Below are 15315 nucleotides of genomic sequence, written 5' to 3'. Positions count from 1 at the left end.
CTCGGGCCGACTTTCACCCTCGGTGGAGAAGTGGATGCTCACGCCGGCGGAGGAGGACTCTGTGTCGGCCGACTTGGTCGAGGTGGCCGTCGACATGCTGGCGGAGCACGGCCCCTCGCTGGGTCGCCCGCTCGTCGACCGGCTCACTGGCTGCCGGACACACAACGGCATGGAGAAGGAAAGGGCGGAGGCGCCTGATGGGTGAGCACAGCAGCTGGGCAGAGGTGAAGCGCCGGATGCGCGAAAGCGCCCCCGACGTGTCCGACGCCGAGTGGGAGCGCCGCAAGCAGACGGCGCGCACCGCCACCGAGGCGTACGTCCTCGGACACCACCTGCGGGAGATCCGCGAGGAACAGAACCTGACCCAGGCGGATGTCGCCAAGGCGGTCGGAATCTCCCAGGCGCGGGTCTCGCAGGTCGAGCGGGGCGAAATCCACAACCTGGAAACCATGCGGACGTACGCGGCGGCGCTCGGCGCGAGGATCACGGTGTCGATCGAGTACGGGGATCGGACTGTCGGCGCCGCATGAGGTGCTCAACTTCACCTATGGCACGTCCTATTGGTGTGCTCCGGCGATAGGCTGCCGCGACACCGGGATCTCTGAACGGGGGCCGCGCCATGGCGGACGAAGCGTGGGTGGGGCTGGCCGAGGCGATCGGGGCGGTGCGTGCGGAGTTGGGGCGGGCGGCCGAGGAGGGGCGAGGGCAGGGCCTCCAGTTCCGTACGGGACCGGTCGAGTTGGAGTTCACCGTCGACGTGCGCAACGACGGTGAGGCGCGGGCAAAGGTTCTTGTTCTGCCCTTCGGCGCGGAAGCGAAGGCTGCGCGGTCCCGGGGCACGGTGAACCGGCTCAAAGTGACGTTGCAGCCGGTCGACCCGGAGACGGGTGAGGACGCGCGGGTCGGGGACGACGTGGGGGAGCGCCCCCGGTAGGGCGGCGGGCGCGTCATGGACGTACGACGGGTCGTGGAGGTCTGGAACCCCCGTGCGGGGTGTGCCGGGACCGGGTACTTGGTCGCGGACCGGATCGTCCTCACAGCGCTGCACAACGTCCAGGGCGCCGGGGGACTGGAGGTCCGCCGACTCGACCCGGGCGACCGCGAGCAGTGGACCGAAGCCGATCTTCTCTGGCCCGAGCCCGGGCCGGACCCGCAGCCGGACGCGGCACTGATCCGCGTGACGGGCACGTCCTGGGCGCCGCTGCCGCCCGATGCGGCTCCCCTGCGGTGGGGCCGCATCGATCCGACCGTCACCGAAAGCCGACTCGGCTGCCTGGCCGTCGGCTTCCCGCGTTCCGAAGTGCGGGACGGCGTCCGGGATACGAAGGAGATCCGGGGCCGCGTCGAGACCCTGACCGGCCTGAAGTCGGGCGGTGACGTGATCACCGCGTACGTCGACCGGGTCGCGGCCCCCAGCAAGGCGGATCCGGACGAGACGTCCCGCTGGTCGGGAGCGTCCGGCGCGGCGCTGTTCGCTCGCGGCCGGCTTGTCGGTGTCGTCACGACCGACCGCGCACGGGACTACGAGGCGGACCAGCTCACGGCGGTGTCCGTGGCGTCGCTCGCCGCGCGGCCCGGCTTCGCGATGGCGGTGAAGGCAGCGGGCGGGGACCTGGTCCTGGAGGACGTCAGCGCGGCGTCCGACACGGGGCCGCCGCGCACGGCGTACGACGTGGAGGTGCCCCGGGGACTGCACAATCTGCCGGACCTGCCGTCACGGTTCTTCGTCGGCCGGGACGAGGCCCTCGCCACGCTCAGCCGCGCCCTGTCCGAGGACTCCCAGACGATCACCCAGACCCTGCACGGTCTGGGCGGCGTCGGAAAGACGACGCTGGCGCTGCACTACGCCCACGGCCACCGGGACGCGTACCGGCTGGTGTGGTGGCTCCGCGCGGACACTCCCGACCTGATCGACACGGGCCTGGCGGCGCTCGCCGACCGTCTCCGGGGGGACAGGGCCCCCGTCCTCGCCACGGCACAGGCGGCTTCCTGGGCCATCGGGTGGCTACAGACCCATCCGGGCTGGCTGCTCGTCTTCGACAACGTGAAGAGGCCGGAGGACGTCCGTACGGTGACGGGGCAACTCCGCGACGCAGGTCGCCGGTTGATCACCAGTCGCTGCAAGGGAGGCTGGTCGGGCGAGCCGATCCCCCTCCCTGTACTGGACGCCGTAGCGTCCCTGGACCTGCTGGCACGTCTGACAGACGGTGGCGACGAGGAGGAGGCCCGCGCCCTGGCCGAAGAGCTGGGCCACCTGCCCCTCGCCCTGGAGCAGGCGGGCGGCTTCATCGCGCAGACCTCGATCACGGTCGGGGAGTACCGCGAGATGCTCCGCGAGTACGCGCGGCACACGACGGACGCCGCTCCCGAGGGCTCGAACCCCGCGCAGACGATGGCCCAGATCTGGCGCATCACGTTGGACGCACTCCACGAGCGGGACCCTCGCGCGGTGGACCTCCTGCGGATCGCCGCCTGGTACGCCCCGACGGGCATACCCCGCGACCTCTTCACCCCGCTCGCCGAGAACCCCGTCGACCTGGCCGCACTCCTGGCCCTTCTGGCGAACTACAACATGATCACCCTCGACCGTTCGACCCTCGGCGTCCACCGCCTCGTCCAGACAGTGGCCCGCACACCGTCGGAGGACGATCCGCACCGCACCGATTCCCTGATCACGGAGGCCCGCGACCGAGCTGCGGCTCGGATGTGCGACGTGCTCCAGGGCGACCCGCTGGGCAACGTGGCTGTATGGCCGACGTGGAGAATTCTCCTGCCGCATGCCGAAGCCCTGTTGGAGGCGTGGGGTTCTGGCGAGGACACCGAGGACACGTGCGTAGTGATCAATAAGGTCGCGTCTTACCTTGAAGGTCAAGGGGAAGTCCGTAAGGCCATCAGTCTCTTTCACCGCGGTGCGGAATCTGCCACCCGAGTGTTTGGTGAGTCTCACCCGGACACGTTGAAACTGCGGAACAACTTGGCGGGTGCCTATGAGACATCCGGTGATGTGGGCCGTGCGATCTCTCTGTACGAGCAGACGTTGACTGATTTGCTGCGGGTGTTGGGTGAGGATCACCCGGACACGTTGAGGGCGCGGAGCAACCTGGCCTTTTCGTATAGGGCGGCGGGTGATGTGGGCCGTGCGATTTCCTCGAACGAGCAGACGTTGGCTGATTTGCTGCGGGTGTTGGGCGAGGACCACCCGGACACGTTGAGGGCGCGGAACAACCTGGCCTTCTCGTACGGGACGGCGGGTGACATGGGACGTGCGCTTCCCCTGTACGAGGAGACGCTGGCCGCGCGGCTGCGGGTGTTGGGTCCGGATCACCCGGACACGTTGTCCTCACGGAACAACCTGGCGGGCGCATATCAGGCGGTGGGCAAAGTAGGTCGAGCGACCGCCTTGTACGAGGAGACGTTGGCCGCGCGACTGCGGGTGTTGGGTCCGGATCATCCCAGCACCTTGTCATCCCGGAACAACCTGGCGGGCGCTTATCAGGCGGCGGGTGATGTGGTTCGTGCGCTTGCCCTGTACGAACAGATTTTGGCGGACAGCATTCGCGTGCTGGGTGCGGACCACCCGGGTACGTTGACGTCGCAGAACAACCTCGCCTTTGCCTATGAGTCGGCGGGGGATGTGGGACGTGCGCTCGTGTTGTACGAGCAGGTGCTGGCCGACTGCGACCGGGTATTGGGCGCGGATCACCCGAATTCACTGGGAGCGCGGAACAACCTTGCCTTGGCCTACGAGTCGGCGGGGGATGTGGGACGTGCGCTCGTGTTGTACGAGCAGGTGCTGGCCGACTGCGACCGGGTATTGGGCGCGGACAGCCCGCAGACGCTACAGTGCCGGAACAACCTGGCGGGTGCGTACAAGCGGACGGGTGATGTGGGACGTGCGCTTGAGTCGTACGAGCAGGTGTTGACGGACTGCGCCCGGGTGTTGGGCGCGGACAGCCCGCAGACGCTGATGTCCCGGAACAATCTGGCAGGGGCGTACTTGGCGATGGGTGACGTGGGTCGCGCCATCCCTCTGTATGAAGAGGCATTGGCCGCTCGGCTGCGGGTGTTGGGTGCGGACCACCCGGACACACTGCTGTCGCGGAACAACCTCGCGGGAGCGTGCGAGGCGGCGGGCGACCTGGGGCGTGCGGTTCCCCTGTGTGAGCAGACGCTGAGCGACTGCGTTCGGGTGCTGGGGACGGAGCACTCGACCACCGTGGTTGTACGTCAGAATCTGGCTGCCGTGCGTGCGCGGTACCGGGACTGGCAGTTCGGGGAGTCTACGGACTGACCAGGTCCAGGACTGCCAGCAGGTGAGCCGGTACCACGTACGGCGCCGTCGGCGTCGGTTCCGAGTACCAGAGCAACGGCCACGTGTTGCCGTTCAGGGCCGGGACGCCGATGTACGTCACCGTGCGCGGGGTGCCGAAGCGCTGTACGCCCAGCGGCCACGTGTGGTCCTTGGCCGTGCCCGGGGCCACCAGGAAGTACATCCACCGGAACCCCGTCGCCTCGCAGATGACGGGGCCGGCGTCCCCGTCCGCCTCGGCGAGCAGTCGCGCGGCGACCTGTTCCCCTCGTACGCCCTGAATGCGGAGCGCGTCGAAGTGCACGCCGGACACCCGGAGTTGGTGACCGGCCACCGGGACCCACTCGGGCCAGTGAATTGCGTTCGTCATGGTCACAGGGTGCGTAGCGCGGGGCTACGCTCGGTAGTGACTGAGGGGATACGCGCCCGGCTGTATCCGTCGGAGGTGGTCACTGTGTCCGTTCAGTACAACCCGACGTGGCGGTACAGCGGGAACCAGTTGAAGCGGTGGCGGATGAAGGCGAACGTCACGCGTGAGGAGCTGGGCGCCGCCTCCAATTATGCGCCGGACACCATCAAGGCCATGGAGCAGGGCGTCCGGATGCCGACTGCCCGGGTGCTGGATGTGGCCGACGGGATGTGTGGGGCGGATGGGCTGTTGAGCGCGGCCAAGGACTACGTGAGGGCGGATAAGTTTCCGGCGCGGGCCCAGGACTTCATGGCGTACGAGCAGCAAGCGATCAGCTTGTGGTGGTACGAAGCCGCTTTGGTCCCGGGTTTGTTGCAAACCGAGGCCTATGCCCGGAGCCTGATCGGTAACCGTTGCCCACCGCTGGATGAGGAGACGGTGGATGAGCGAGTTGTCGCACGCGTCGAGAGGCAGGCGCTGCTGTCGCGAAAGGCGCCGGTGGCCTGCAGCTTTGTTCTGTATGAGGCGGTGCTTCGAGGGCCGCAGGTGGACAAGGCTCAGTTGATCCGGCTGCTGGAGGTGGGACAGCGCTGCAACGTCACCATCCAAGTGCTGCCTTTCGACCGCGCTATTCCGTCCGCGCTTCTGGGGGCGATGGTGCTACTGGAGACTGGCGAGCGCGAGCGCTATGCCTTCAGCGAGGGACAGTTGGCATCGCAGCTGTCTTCGGAGCCAGAGGTAGTCGGTGTGTACACGGAGCGGATTAGCATGCTCAGGGCAGAGGCCCTCGGCGCTGCTGAGTCGGCCCGGTTCATCGAGCGGATGGTGGAAATGCAGTGAGCGAGCGGCTGGCGTGGTTCAAGTCGAGCTACAGCGACGACGAGGGCGGCGCGTGCGTCGAAGTCGCCCTTGACTGGTTCAAGTCGAGCTACAGCGACGACGAGGGAGCCAACTGCCTCGAAGTCGCCCGGGGTTCGGGCACGGGCATGACCGTGGCCGTCCACGTCCGGGACTCAAAAGACCCCGCCGGCCCCTCGCTCGCCGTCTCAGCCCCCGCCTGGACCACCTTCATCGCCGCAGTTCAGCCCGGGGCTTGAGCCTCGGGACCCGAGCTCTTCCCTGGGTCTGGTTCACCGATGAAATGAACCCAACCAACCTGGCCAGAAGCGGAGTTGAGGGCTCCGTCACCCTCAAGAGTGACGTTCCGTAGTCAGCTTGCGTCGGAACGTAAAACCGCCCTAGGTTCGCGGCAATAGAACGGCCCCGGTCGGTGCGCCAACACCGGTTCCGAGGCCTAGTCCTACGATCGATCGAAGGTCGACCGTGGCTTACGCCAAGCCTAATGCTGCCCTCCCCTCCCCGTCCCACCCGATGGCCAAATCGGGCTACGGGAAACGCCTCGCGGGTGACGCGGAACCGGACACCGAGCCCGACTTCGCACACTTGATGCCCCGCGACGCGGAACTCGCGACGTTCGTCGATCACCTCCCCGACGGGGCCGCGATGGGCCACAAGGTCATCGCCGCCGAACACCCCCGCTACGGCCAGCAGGCCACCCGCACGTCACTGCGGCGCCTCACCGAGGCCGGGCACCTGCGCTGGGTCAAGGAACACATCACCGTCGAGGACAACTCGATGCGGTGGGTGACCAGGACGTATTGGTCCAGGGAGCCCAAGTCCCCGGATTGGTGGGCCGAGTTCGTGCGGGCCCGGCACGGGCGGGACGTCACGGACGCCTACCAGTCGGGCCTTGCCAGGGCGACCGAGCCGGAGCAGGAACAGGTCCCGCCGCCCGCCGACGAGCCGAGCGCCGCCCACCACACCCTCGCCCAACTCCGTACCGCCGACCGCCGCATGGCCCTCTCCGAGCAGGAGTGCAAACAGCTCGCGCCCCGCGCAGCGGAGTGGCTGGAGCGTGGCGCGACGCCGCAGGACATCACCCGCGCCCTCACCGAAGGGCTGCCGCCCACCGTCACCAACCCGGGCGGTTTCGCCCGGACCAGACTGGAGAACAAGATGCCCCCCAAGCGTCAGGCCCCCGCCAAGGCACGCGGCCGTGTCACGCGAGCCGTCATGATCTGCCCGTTCTGCGAGGAGCCCGAGACCTCCGTCGAGCTGATCAACGGAATCTGCATGGACTGCTGCCCGCCGGAGGAGCGCTCGGGGTACGTCCCGGACACGTTCCTCGCACGGCCGCCGATCCCGCCGCGCCCGCACCCAGCGGGATACGACGACGTCGTGGACGTCACCGAGCGGGTGGCGGAGCTGCGCCGGGCCGCCGGACTGCCGACGCCCCGGGGCGGCGTATGAGCGTGCAGGACGTGTCGGTCCGGGCACCATGGAGTCAAGGAGGCGACGCCATGACCCCCAGCACCGAAGAGCGCCCGGAGATGTCCGTCGAGGAGTTCGAGGAACTCGTCCGCAGGGCTCCGGAAACCGTGCGCAACAGGCTCGAATTTCTCGGCGGGAGGTTGTGCGTGAAGCATGGCCCGATCGATGTCGAGGACTTCGAGGAACTCGCCAGGGTGGCGCCCGCGACGGTGACGCTCGAACTCATCGACGGGAAGCTAGAGGTCAAGCCCGTGCCCGACCTGCGTCATGGAGCCATCATCATGTGGCTGCTGCGCACGTGTATGCAGCAGCGGCCGGAACTGGCTCTCTACCCGGAGCAGGCGCTGGCGGTGCCGGCCTACAGAGCTGGGCGAGCCCGAGCGGACGGAGCTCTCGCCCCCTTGGACCACTTCGCGGACCAGGAAGGCGAGTGGGGGGACCCGGCGGGCGTCCTCATGGTCGTCGAGGTCACCTCGTACGACCGCGACACCGATCGCCGCGACCGCCACGAGAAGCGTCACGGGTACGCGCGGGCGGGCATCCCCGTCTACCTCCTCATCGACCGGGACAGCGACAGCCTGACGGTGTTCAGCGACCCGCACGACGGCGACTACCGGCAGAGCCCTTCGTACGCGTACGGCGCCACCGTCACACTCCCCGCCCCCGTCGCCATCGCGCTCAACACCGAGAAGCTCAAGGACTACGCCGACTGATGCCGACGGCCGGGGCGGGACTGTGACCCGCCCCACTTTCCGGAGTGCCCCGCTCCGAACCGGGCATGTGCCCAGCCGAGCGGCCGGAACGTACTCCCCGAACAGCGGGGGCGTATGCCCCTGGTGATCAACTTGTGAGCGGGACATCTCACGATGCGATATGACCGAGGCGGATTTCGGCCGCTCGTTAGACTGAGCCGACCGCACAACGGATTGAGCGAGGAGCGCACGTGGGCCTTGTCGTGCAGAAGTACGGAGGCTCCTCCGTAGCCGATGCCGAGGGCATCAAGCGGGTCGCCAAGAGAATTGTCGACGCCAAGAAGAACGGCCACCAGGTCGTTGTCGTGGTGTCGGCGATGGGCGACACGACGGATGAGTTGATCGATCTCGCCGGACAGGTATCCCCGATTCCTGCCGGGCGCGAATTCGACATGCTGCTGACCGCCGGAGAGCGGATCTCCATGGCCCTGCTGGCCATGGCGATCAAAAACCTGGGCCACGAGGCCCAGTCGTTCACGGGCAGCCAGGCCGGCGTCATCACCGACTCCGTCCACAACAAAGCGCGGATCATCGACGTCACCCCCGGGCGGATCCGGACCTCGATCGACGAGGGCAACATCGCCATCGTCGCCGGGTTCCAGGGCGTCAGCCAGGAGGGCAAGAACATCACCACGCTCGGCCGTGGTGGATCCGACACGACCGCCGTCGCCCTCGCCGCCGCCCTCGACGCCGAGGTCTGCGAGATCTACACGGACGTGGACGGTGTCTTCACCGCCGACCCGCGTGTGGTCAAGAAGGCGCGGAAGATCGACTGGATCTCGTTCGAGGACATGCTGGAGCTTGCGAGCTCCGGGTCCAAGGTGCTGCTCCACCGCTGTGTGGAGTACGCACGTCGTTACAACATCCCGATCCACGTGCGGAGCTCGTTCTCCGGACTGCAGGGCACGTGGGTCAGCAACGAACCGCAAGGGGACCGCAAGGTGGAGCAGGCCATCATCTCCGGTGTCGCGCACGACACCTCCGAGGCCAAGATCACGGTCGTCGGCGTGCCGGACAAGCCGGGCGAGGCCGCCTCGATCTTCCGCGCCATCGCGGACGCCGAGGTCAACATCGACATGGTCGTGCAGAACGTGTCGGCCGCCTCGACGGGCCTGACCGACATCTCCTTCACCCTTCCCAAGGCCGAGGGCCGCCGCGCCATCGACGCCCTGGAGAAGACCCGCACGGCCGTCGGCTTCGACTCGCTGCGCTACGACGACCAGATCGCCAAGATCTCGCTCGTCGGCGCCGGCATGAAGACGAACCCGGGCGTCACCGCGACCTTCTTCGAGGCGCTCAGCGACTCCGGCGTGAACATCGAGCTCATCTCGACCTCCGAGATCCGCATCTCGGTCGTCACGCGCGCCGACGACGTGAACGAATCCGTCCGCGCCGTCCACACGGCCTTCGGGCTCGACTCCGACACGGACGAGGCCGTGGTCTATGGAGGCACCGGGCGATGAACCGGAAGCCGACGCTCGCGGTCGTCGGAGCGACCGGGGCCGTCGGCACCGTCATGCTCCAGATCCTGTCGCAGCACGCCGACATCTGGGGCGAGATCAGACTCGTCGCCTCACCGCGCTCGGCCGGCCGCAAGCTGGCCGTGCGCGGTGCGGAGACCGAGGTGCTCGCCCTGTCGGAGGACGTCTTCGACGGGGTCGACGTCGCCATGTTCGACGTCCCCGACGACGTGGCCGAGCGGTGGGCGCCGATCGCCGCCGCCAAGGGCGTCGTCGTGGTCGACAACTCCGCCGCCTTCCGGATGGACCCGGACGTGCCGCTCGTCGTGCCGGAGGTCAACCCGCACGCCGCGCGCGTGCGCCCGCGCGGCATCGTCGCCAACCCCAACTGCACGACCCTCTCGATGATCGTGGCCGTCGGCGCGCTGCACGCCGAGTTCGGGCTGCGCGAGCTGATCGTCTCCTCGTACCAGGCCGTGAGCGGCGCGGGACGGGACGGCGTCGACACGCTCCGGCGTCAGCTGCGCCTTGTCGCGGGCACGGAACTCGGCACCAGCCCCGGTGACGTACGCCGCGCGGTCGGCGACGACACCGGCCCCTTCCCGGAACCCGTCGCGCTGAACGTGGTGCCCTGGGCCGGATCGCTCAAGGACGACGGCTGGTCGTCCGAGGAGATGAAGGTCAGGGACGAGTCGCGGAAGATCCTCGGACTGCCCGGCCTCCGCGTCGCCGCCACCTGCGTACGCGTGCCCGTCGTGACCACCCACTCCCTGACCGTCCACGCCCGCTTCGAGGACGAGGTCACGGTGGACAAGGCCCGCGAGATCCTCGCCACCGCCCCCGGCGTCGTACTGTTCGACAACCCGGCCGCGGGGGAGTTCCCCACCCCCGCCGACGTGGTCGGCACCGACCCGACCTGGGTGGGCCGGGTGCGGCGCTCGCTGGACGACCCGACCGCCCTGGAGCTCTTCGTGTGCGGGGACAACCTGCGCAAGGGCGCCGCGCTGAACACGGCGCAGATCGCGGAGCTGGTGGCCGGGGAGCTCACGGCCGGTTGAGCGGCCCGGCTCACGGGCGCCCCGTATTGGTATGGACCACCCCGAAGCGGACCCCTTTGTTGGATCTGTGTAAGTTCTGTGTCCAACTTGGTGGTCGTGAGTCCTTGAACTGGATCATCTCCGCGTTCGAAGATTCGCCTCTGATCAGTTGCAACCGACGGCGAGGCGGGGGGCGTCTTTAGCGGTCGCCCGCAGGGGTGGCTCGAGCGCTGTCGAATATGGGGCATAGGGGAAGAGCTGGTACGCATGGGGGCATTTGATGCATCGTCACGAGCGGTGCCCGCGCAGCATGCCGCAAACGCGAGCCCGGATGCGTACAACCCTGATGGGGGGAAGCGTGTCCAACAAGCGTGGCAGAGGTACTCGATTTCACAGTGGTACAGGCGAGAGGTGCGGCCGGGCTGCGCCCCGCTCGTCGACCCCGCACGACCGGCGGCATGCCGGTGATCGCTCCCATGCCCGCAGCGCGGCCCGCCCGCATCCCGGCGCAGCGCGAGGGCGATGACTTGCGCGTGACCGCGGGCACCACAGTCGACCATCTCACCGAGACCTATCGCGCCCATTACCGCTCGCTGCTCGGCCTCGCCGCGCTGCTCCTTGACGACACCGCGTCCTGCGAGGACGTGGTCCAGGAAGCGTTCATCCGGGTCCACTCGGCGCGCAAACGCGTGCGCGACCCGGAGAAGACCCTCGCGTACCTCCGCCAGACCGTGGTCAATCTCTCCCGTTCCGCGCTGCGCCGGCGCATCCTCGGGCTCAAGCTTCTCTCGAAGCCGATGCCCGACATGGCGAGCGCGGAGGAGGGGGCGTACGACCAGCTGGAGCGTGACGAGCTGATCAAGGCCATGCGCGGCCTGCAGCGGCGCCAGCGCGAGGTCCTCGTGCTGCGCTACTTCGCCGACATGACCGAGGCGCAGGTCGCCGAGACCCTGGGAATATCCCTCGGCTCGGTGAAGGCGTACGGCTCGCGCGGCATCGCGGCCCTGAGGGTCGCCATGGAGGCGCCGGCATGAGTGAGCGCAAGCGTGATGAGCAGGGCGGATCTGAGCACCATGGCAGGAACGGAAACGTGAACCACGGCCCCGAAGACGGCCTCGGGCCGGACAGCGGGCCCGAGGGGTCCGGCGTCGAGGAGAACGATCCAGGCGTCGAGGGAAACGATCCCGGAGCCGGTGACCCGGACTCCCTCGCCGACGAACTCGCGCTGCGGCGGATGATGCGGCGGGCCGTGGAGGAGATCGAGCCGAGCGAGCGCTCCCTCGAACACCTGCGGCAGGCGGTGCCCGCGCGCAGGGCCCGCAAGCGCCAGGCCGTCGTCGGCCTCGCGGCCGCCGCGCTCTTCATCGGCACCGCCGTCCCCGCCCTGGTGCACGTCACCAATTCGGCGGGCGACTCGGACGACCGGACCTCGATCGCGGGCAACAGCGCGGACGCGCAGGGCGGGTCGAGCCAGGGCAAGGGCCCCGACGGCGGCGAGAAGGACCCGGGCCAGAAGCCCGGCAAGTCCAAGAGCAAGGACAAGAAGGACAAGAAGGGCAAGAAGGAAGGCAAGGAGAAGGGCGGCACGGGCGGCGGCGGCACGGGAGCGCCGGACCCCTCCACCTCCGAGGCCGCCACCTCGCCGGTCTGCGACGCCACCCAGCTCGGTGCCACGGGCAGCGCGGGCGCACCCGAGGCCGACAACAAGGTGTACGGCTCCTTCCGCGTCTCCAACGTCTCCGACAGCAGCTGCACCATCGAGGCCGCGGGCGCGGTCGGTACGGTGGCGCAGGGCGCGGCCGACCCCGCGAAGATCACCGTGGTCGACCACACGGCGGGGGACGCGGCGACCGGCCTGCCGGACCCGTCGCAGGAGGCCAGCCCGTTCGTGCTGCAGCCCGGCGCGGCGTACGAGGTGCGCTTCCTCTGGTTGCCTTCGGAGGCGTGTCCCTCGGGCGGCGGGGACCCGACGCCCGACCCGACGCCCACGGAAGGCGGCACCGGCACTCCCGAGGGCGGTACGCCCGGCGGCGTGGAGCCGCAGCTCGAGCGGACGGACGGCGGCGTGACCGACGGCAGCGTCGTGATCTCCCTGACCGCGGAGGCGGGCTCGCCCTCGGCGGGGACGACGATCGCCAACGCGTGTGCGGGGACGGTGTACCGGACCGGGGTGCTGCCGGCTTCGTAGCCGGGCGGCGGCTCGCGTGGCGCGGCTCGCGTGGCGCGGGGGCGGGGCGGGCTACGGGGCCGGGAGCAGGCCCAGGCGGGCGTCGCGGGCGAACTCCGCCTCGCGGCGGAACAGGCGGAACCACATGAAGACGACGAAGCCCGCGAAGACGAACCACTCACCGGTGTAGCCGAGGTTCTGGAAAGCCTTCAGGTCCAGGCCGGTGTCGTTGGGCGCGGTCGCCGGTACGGGCTTCATGCCGGAGTCGGCCTTGCCGAGCGTGACCCACGCGTCGTACAGGTCGTCGCGTACGAGATTGACCAGCGAGGCCGAGCTGATCGCGCCCAGCTGCCCCTCGGGCAGCCCGCCCGTGGCGCTGACGCCGTTGGAACCCGGGCTCTCCGGGGCCTGCAAGGCGCCCGTGACCGTGACCTCGCCCGTGGGGGCGGCCGGGGCCTTCGCGGCGCTCGCGTCGCCGGGGAGCCAGCCGCGGACGACGGGCAGTGACTTGCCGCTCTCCGTACGCAGCAGAGTCAGCACGTAGAAGCCGCGCTTGTCGTCCAACTCCCGGTCCGGCACGAGCAGTTGCCTGCCGTAGCGGCCGGTGGCCGTGGCCTGCTCGCCGGAGGTCTCCTTGTCGACGGGCAGCAGCGAGTCGAGGGGACGCCCCCGCGTGTCCCGCTCCTTGCCCTGCTCCGCGACCTGCTCCTTCGCGGTCTCGTGATCCTGTACGCGGTCCTCGAAGCGGCCGAGCTGCCAGGACCCCATGAATATGCAGAAGGGGATGGCCAGCACGACGAAGATGTTGATCCCCCACCAGCGGGGCGTCAGCAGAAACCGGTACACACCCCCACGGTACGGGGCCCCTGCGGGGGGCTGGGCTGTGGGGTGGGATCGGCCGGCCCTGCGGGGGGCTCGCCTCTGGGGGCGGGTGGGTGGGGGAGATCGCCGCGAAGCGGCGTGCAGGGGTTCCGCCCCCGCCCCGGCGCCGGGCCACCCCCTCCCCTCAGCCCGCCGCAGGCAAATGCCGCGCCGCGAACGCCAGCTCCAGGGCGACCTGTTTGATGCGCTCGTCCACGACCAGTGACCCGTGGCCCGCGTCATACCGGTACACCTCATGGACCGCGCCCCGGGCGGCGAGACGGTCCACGTAGTTGTCGATCTGGCGGATCGGGCAGCGCGGGTCGTTGACGCCCGCGGAGATGTAGACGGGGGCCTTCACCTCGTCCACGTACGTCAGCGGGGACGAGGCACGGAACCGCTCGGGCACCTCCTCGGGCGTGCCGCCGAGCAGCGTGCGGTCCATCGCCTTCAGGGCCTCCATCTCGTCGTGGTACGCCGTCACGTAGTCCGCGACGGGCACCGCAGCCAGGCCCACCGCCCACGCCTGTGGCTGCGTGCCGAGGCCGAGCAGGGTGAGGTAGCCGCCCCAGGAGCCGCCCGCCAGGACCAGGCGGTCGGGGTCCGCGAGGCCCGACGTCACCGCCCACTCCCGTACCGCCGCGATGTCCTCCAGCTCGATGAGGCCGACGCGGTGCTTGAGGGCGTCCGTCCACTCGCGGCCGTACCCCGTGGAGCCGCGGTAGTTCACCCGTACCACCGCGTACCCGTGGTCGACCCAGGCCGCCGGGCCGGCCGCGAACGAGTCGCTGTCGTGCCAGGTGGGGCCGCCGTGCACCTCGAAGACGGTGGGGAGCGGCCCCGAGGAGCCCGCGGGCCGCTGCACGAGCGCGTGGATGCGGCCGCCGGGCCCCTCCACCCACACGTCGTCCACCGGGACGGACTTCGGCGCCTTCATGCCGGGCGGGTCGAGGACCACGCCGCCCGCCGTCGAGCGGACCACCGGCGGCTCGGCCGCCGACGACCACATGTACTCCACGGCGCCGTCGGGCCGCGCCGTCGCGCCGGACACCGAGCCCGCGGGCGTCTCGATGCGGACGAGCTCCCGGGAGGTGAGGTCGTAGCGGAAGAGCTCGCCGCGCGCCTCGAAGCCGTGGGCGATGAGCAGGGCGGAGCCGTCCGGATACCACTCGGCGCTCACATCGCCGGGCAGGCCGAGCGCGAGGTCGCTCTCCTCTCCCGTCGCCACGTCCCACACCATCGGCTCCCAGCGGCCCCGGCGCTGGTGTCCGATCAGCAGGCGCGAGTCGCCCTCGACCGGTGCGAAGCCGAGCACCTCGAGGCCGAGCTCGACCGTGCCGCCCTCGGTGTCGTCGAGCTCGGCGACCGTGGAACCGTCCGGGCGGATCACCCGCAGGGCGGAGTGCATCGCGTCGCCGTGCTCCGTGTGCTCCACGGCGATCAGCGTGCCGTCGTACGAGAGGTCGCCGACGCCCGCCGACTCGCGGTGGCGGTACACCTCCACCGGGCCGCCGTCATCGGGGCCCACGACATGGATCGTCGAGCCGTCCTCGTCCGTCGAGCGGCCGACGACCACCGTCCCGTCGTGCCTGCCGAGGGCGAGACCCGCGGGGTAGGAGGCGTCGAGGCCCGGCACCGCGGGCTCGTCGGCGCCGCCGCCGAAGGGCTGGCGCATCCATACGCCGAACTCGTCGCCGTCCTTGTCGTTGAACCACCAGATCCACTCGCCGTCGGGCGAGAGCGTGCCGTCCGTCGTGCCGTTCGGCCGGTCCGTCACCTGGCGCTGGACGCCGGTCGTGCGGTCCCACGCGTACAGCTCGTACGTCCCTGTCGCGTTCGACACGAACAGGGAGCGCTGCGGGGCGTCCTCCGCCCAGTCCGGCAGCGACACCCGAGGCGCCCTGAACCGCTTCTCCCAGTCCGGCATGGCATCAGCCCCCGTGCTCACCGCGCCCGCACTCATCGCGCCTGCCTCCCTCGCGCCCGCCG

General features: G+C 69.8%; 15 protein-coding genes. 12 read left to right on the top strand and 3 right to left on the bottom strand.

Features of this window, described 5'->3' with window-relative positions; translation table 11 throughout:
* The first annotated feature begins 22 nt into the window (after nt 1-22).
* From AC07DI_RS27365 to fxsT, 4 genes are all read left to right on the top strand, one after another.
* Nucleotides 23-205, top strand: a complete 183-nt coding sequence (locus tag AC07DI_RS27365; RefSeq protein ID WP_478906585.1) for a hypothetical protein — start codon at nt 23-25, stop codon at nt 203-205.
* Entirely contained in the window at nt 198-530 is a 333-nt protein-coding gene (locus AC07DI_RS27360; protein ID WP_478906583.1) for a helix-turn-helix domain-containing protein, read from the top strand. The genes AC07DI_RS27365 and AC07DI_RS27360 overlap by 8 nt, the downstream gene beginning before the upstream one ends.
* Nucleotides 531-619: 89 nt before the next feature.
* Complete coding sequence (locus AC07DI_RS27355; RefSeq protein ID WP_478906581.1) at nt 620-934, top strand: trypco2 family protein; 315 nt, start codon at nt 620-622, stop codon at nt 932-934.
* A gap of 78 nt (nt 935-1012) precedes the next feature.
* A complete protein-coding gene (fxsT, locus tag AC07DI_RS27350; RefSeq protein WP_478906579.1) occupies nt 1013-4291 on the top strand; it encodes an FxSxx-COOH system tetratricopeptide repeat protein in 3279 nt (1092 codons plus the stop codon).
* On the opposite strand, the gene AC07DI_RS27345 is transcribed toward fxsT, so the two are convergent.
* Nucleotides 4281-4679, bottom strand: coding sequence for a hypothetical protein (locus AC07DI_RS27345; protein WP_478906577.1), 399 nt, complete (start codon nt 4677-4679; stop codon nt 4281-4283). The genes fxsT and AC07DI_RS27345 overlap by 11 nt on opposite strands.
* A gap of 84 nt (nt 4680-4763) precedes the next feature.
* Between AC07DI_RS27345 and AC07DI_RS27340 the strand changes: the two genes are divergently transcribed.
* The 8 genes from AC07DI_RS27340 (at nt 4764) to AC07DI_RS27305 (ending at nt 12486) form a co-directional block, all read left to right on the top strand.
* A complete protein-coding gene (locus AC07DI_RS27340; protein ID WP_478906575.1) occupies nt 4764-5558 on the top strand; it encodes a helix-turn-helix domain-containing protein in 795 nt (264 codons plus the stop codon).
* Entirely contained in the window at nt 5555-5815 is a 261-nt protein-coding gene (locus tag AC07DI_RS27335; protein WP_478906573.1) for a DUF397 domain-containing protein, read from the top strand. Before AC07DI_RS27340 ends, AC07DI_RS27335 begins: the two co-directional genes overlap by 4 nt.
* 274 nt (nt 5816-6089) lie before the next feature.
* Nucleotides 6090-7028: a hypothetical protein gene (locus tag AC07DI_RS27330; protein WP_478906661.1), complete on the top strand. Its 939-nt coding sequence runs from the start codon at nt 6090-6092 to the stop codon at nt 7026-7028.
* Nucleotides 7029-7078: 50 nt separating this feature from the next.
* Nucleotides 7079-7762 (top strand): Uma2 family endonuclease, encoded by a 684-nt coding sequence (locus tag AC07DI_RS27325; protein WP_478906571.1) that lies wholly within the window; start codon nt 7079-7081, stop codon nt 7760-7762.
* 230 nt (nt 7763-7992) lie between these two features.
* Entirely contained in the window at nt 7993-9264 is a 1272-nt protein-coding gene (locus tag AC07DI_RS27320) for an aspartate kinase (RefSeq protein WP_384260308.1), read from the top strand.
* On the top strand, nt 9261-10319 hold the full coding sequence (locus AC07DI_RS27315) for an aspartate-semialdehyde dehydrogenase (protein WP_384260306.1): 1059 nt from the start codon (nt 9261-9263) through the stop codon (nt 10317-10319). The genes AC07DI_RS27320 and AC07DI_RS27315 overlap by 4 nt, the downstream gene beginning before the upstream one ends.
* 437 nt (nt 10320-10756) lie before the next feature.
* On the top strand, nt 10757-11332 hold the full coding sequence (locus AC07DI_RS27310; RefSeq protein ID WP_062774674.1) for a SigE family RNA polymerase sigma factor: 576 nt from the start codon (nt 10757-10759) through the stop codon (nt 11330-11332).
* Nucleotides 11333-11388: 56 nt separating this feature from the next.
* On the top strand, nt 11389-12486 hold the full coding sequence (locus tag AC07DI_RS27305) for a hypothetical protein (protein WP_478906568.1): 1098 nt from the start codon (nt 11389-11391) through the stop codon (nt 12484-12486).
* Nucleotides 12487-12537: 51 nt separating this feature from the next.
* Here AC07DI_RS27305 and AC07DI_RS27300 read toward each other — a convergent pair whose 3' ends face one another.
* A complete protein-coding gene (locus AC07DI_RS27300) occupies nt 12538-13311 on the bottom strand; it encodes an SURF1 family protein (RefSeq protein ID WP_478906566.1) in 774 nt (257 codons plus the stop codon).
* Between the two features lie 160 nt (nt 13312-13471).
* Complete coding sequence (locus AC07DI_RS27295) at nt 13472-15289, bottom strand: S9 family peptidase (RefSeq protein WP_478906659.1); 1818 nt, start codon at nt 15287-15289, stop codon at nt 13472-13474.
* Nucleotides 15290-15315 lie beyond the last annotated feature (26 nt).

This window comes from Streptomyces sp. NPDC044106 (genome assembly GCF_056433985.1).
Note: the sequence above shows the minus strand (reverse complement) of the source record. Positions and strands in the feature narration are given on the sequence as shown.

Excerpts from the sequence above, each read along its gene's own strand:
- AC07DI_RS27310 (WP_062774674.1), top strand. The coding sequence starts at position 10,757 with ATGCCGGTGATCGCTCCCATGCCCGCAGCGCGGCCCGCCCGCATCCCG.
- AC07DI_RS27355 (WP_478906581.1), top strand. The coding sequence starts at position 620 with ATGGCGGACGAAGCGTGGGTGGGGCTGGCCGAGGCGATCGGGGCGGTG.
- AC07DI_RS27345 (WP_478906577.1), bottom strand. The coding sequence starts at position 4,679 with ATGACGAACGCAATTCACTGGCCCGAGTGGGTCCCGGTGGCCGGTCAC.
- AC07DI_RS27315 (WP_384260306.1), top strand. The coding sequence starts at position 9,261 with ATGAACCGGAAGCCGACGCTCGCGGTCGTCGGAGCGACCGGGGCCGTC.
- AC07DI_RS27295 (WP_478906659.1), bottom strand. The coding sequence starts at position 15,289 with ATGAGTGCGGGCGCGGTGAGCACGGGGGCTGATGCCATGCCGGACTGG.
- AC07DI_RS27360 (WP_478906583.1), top strand. The coding sequence starts at position 198 with ATGGGTGAGCACAGCAGCTGGGCAGAGGTGAAGCGCCGGATGCGCGAA.
- AC07DI_RS27330 (WP_478906661.1), top strand. The coding sequence starts at position 6,090 with ATGGCCAAATCGGGCTACGGGAAACGCCTCGCGGGTGACGCGGAACCG.
- AC07DI_RS27325 (WP_478906571.1), top strand. The coding sequence starts at position 7,079 with ATGACCCCCAGCACCGAAGAGCGCCCGGAGATGTCCGTCGAGGAGTTC.